General features: G+C 70.3%; 2 protein-coding genes. Both read right to left on the bottom strand.

From position 1 onward, the window contains the following. Positions 1–57: 57 nt before the first annotated feature. Positions 58–984, bottom strand: coding sequence for an ABC transporter permease (locus MKL01_RS06825; protein ID WP_243904462.1), 927 nt, complete (start codon positions 982–984; stop codon positions 58–60). Continuing rightward, positions 977–1,747: an ABC transporter ATP-binding protein gene (locus MKL01_RS06820; protein ID WP_243904463.1), complete on the bottom strand. Its 771-nt coding sequence runs from the start codon at positions 1,745–1,747 to the stop codon at positions 977–979. The genes MKL01_RS06825 and MKL01_RS06820 overlap by 8 nt, the downstream gene beginning before the upstream one ends. Positions 1,748–1,780 lie beyond the last annotated feature (33 nt).

The raw sequence follows: 1,780 nt of genomic DNA, 5'->3' as shown, positions 1-1,780 counted from the left end.
GCGCGGCCGCCCCCGACGCCGGGTGCTTGGGCGTTCGGGGTGTCGGCCGGGTGCGGCTCAGGCCTGCATGCCCCAGCGCTGGACGGTGCGGCGCTCGATGGTCTGGAAGATCAGGTTCTCGACCACGAGGCCGATCAGGATCACCGTGAGCAGCCCGGCGAACACGTTCGGGATGTCGAGCATGTTCTTGTTCTCGAAGATGAACCACCCCAGCCCGCCCGAACCCGAGCTGACCCCGAACACCAGCTCGGCCGCGATCAGCGTCCGCCACGCGAACGCCCAGCCGACCTTCAGCCCGGTCAGGATCGACGGGAACGCCGCCGGGATCAGGATCCGGCCGATCAGCCCCGGCCCGGACAGCCCGTAGTTGCGCCCGACCATCCGCAGCGTCCGGCTCACCGACAGGAAGCCCGAATGGGTGTTGAGCGCGATCGCCCAGGTCACCGAGTGGATCAGCACGAAGATCAGGCTGCCGCTGCCCAGCCCGAACCAGATCAGCGCCAGCGGCAGCAGCGCGATCGCCGGCAGCGGGTTGAACATCGACGTCAGCGTCTCGAGCAGGTCGGTCCCGATCCGCGACGCCATGGCCAGCCCGGTCAGCAGCGTCGCCAGCCCGATGCCGGCGGCATAGCCCATGAGCAGCACCTTCAGCGACACCCAGGCCCGGGCCGGCAGCGTGCCGTCCGCCAGGCCGCGCACGAACGCCGCCACCGTGGCGGTGAAGGTCGGGAACAGCAGGTCGTTGTCGAGGTAGCGTCCGTAGGCTTCCCAGATCCCCGCCAGGAGGACCAGGATCACGACCTTGCGCAGCCACGCCTGGTTGTAGAGCCGCTCCGCGACCGACAGCGGCTTCTCCACCACGGTCGCCCCGTGGGCGTGCCCGGTGGCGCGCACGATCTCGGGCCGGACCTCCTCCGGCGGGCTCGGGCGCGGCGGCGTCGCCCGCGAACGGGCAGCCCCCGTCAGGGCCGGCGCGCTAGACATTCTCCGCCTCCTGGATCTCTTCCGCAAACAGCATCTGCTGGATCCGGCTCTCCAGCTGCAGCGCCGCCTCCGGGGTCCCGGCGCTGTTGAGCTCGGCCTTGACCTCGCCCGGATGGGGCGACAGCAGCAGGATGCGCGAGCCGATCTTGATCGCCTCGGGGATCGAGTGGGTCACGAACAGCACCGTGAAGCGCGTGCCCTCCCACAGCATCAGGAGCTCGTCCTGCATCCGCCGCCGGGTCAGCGCGTCGAGGGCGGCGAACGGCTCGTCCATCAGCAGGATGTCGGGCTCCATCGCCATGCCGCGGGCGATGGCGACGCGCTGCTTCATCCCCCCCGACAGGGTGTGGGGGTAGCTGTCGGCGAACGGCGTGAGCTTGACCTTGTCGATGTACAGGTCCGCCCGCTCCCGCGCCGCCCGGCCCTTCAGCCGGCCCGAGGCCTCCAGCGCGAACACCACGTTCTGCCGGACGGTCTTCCACGGCAGAAGCTGGTCGAACTCCTGGAACACCATCATCCGGTCGGGGCCCGGCTCGCTCACCGGACGGCCCTTGAGCCGGATCTCGCCCTCGGTCGGCGCCATGTAGCCGCCCACCGCCTTCAGCAGCGTCGACTTCCCGCAGCCCGACGGCCCGAGCAGCACGAACCGGTCCCCCGGCCAGACCGAAAAGCTCACCCGGTAGGTGGCCGTCACAAGATGATCGCGCGTCTTGTACCGCAGCGTCACCCCGTCAACCGCCAGAAGTGGCGCTCCCGTATCCATCCATCCTCCCCGGGCGCCGCGGATCTCGCCGCG

Origin of the sequence: Methylobacterium sp. J-070, assembly GCF_022829385.1 — a bacterium.
Taxonomy (GTDB): Bacteria; Pseudomonadota; Alphaproteobacteria; order Rhizobiales; family Beijerinckiaceae; genus Methylobacterium.
The sequence above is the reverse complement of the archived record's forward strand: the minus strand, read 5'-3'. Positions and strand labels throughout refer to the sequence as shown.

Excerpts from the sequence above, each read along its gene's own strand:
- MKL01_RS06825 (WP_243904462.1), bottom strand. The coding sequence starts at position 984 with ATGTCTAGCGCGCCGGCCCTGACGGGGGCTGCCCGTTCGCGGGCGACG.
- MKL01_RS06820 (WP_243904463.1), bottom strand. The coding sequence starts at position 1,747 with ATGGATACGGGAGCGCCACTTCTGGCGGTTGACGGGGTGACGCTGCGG.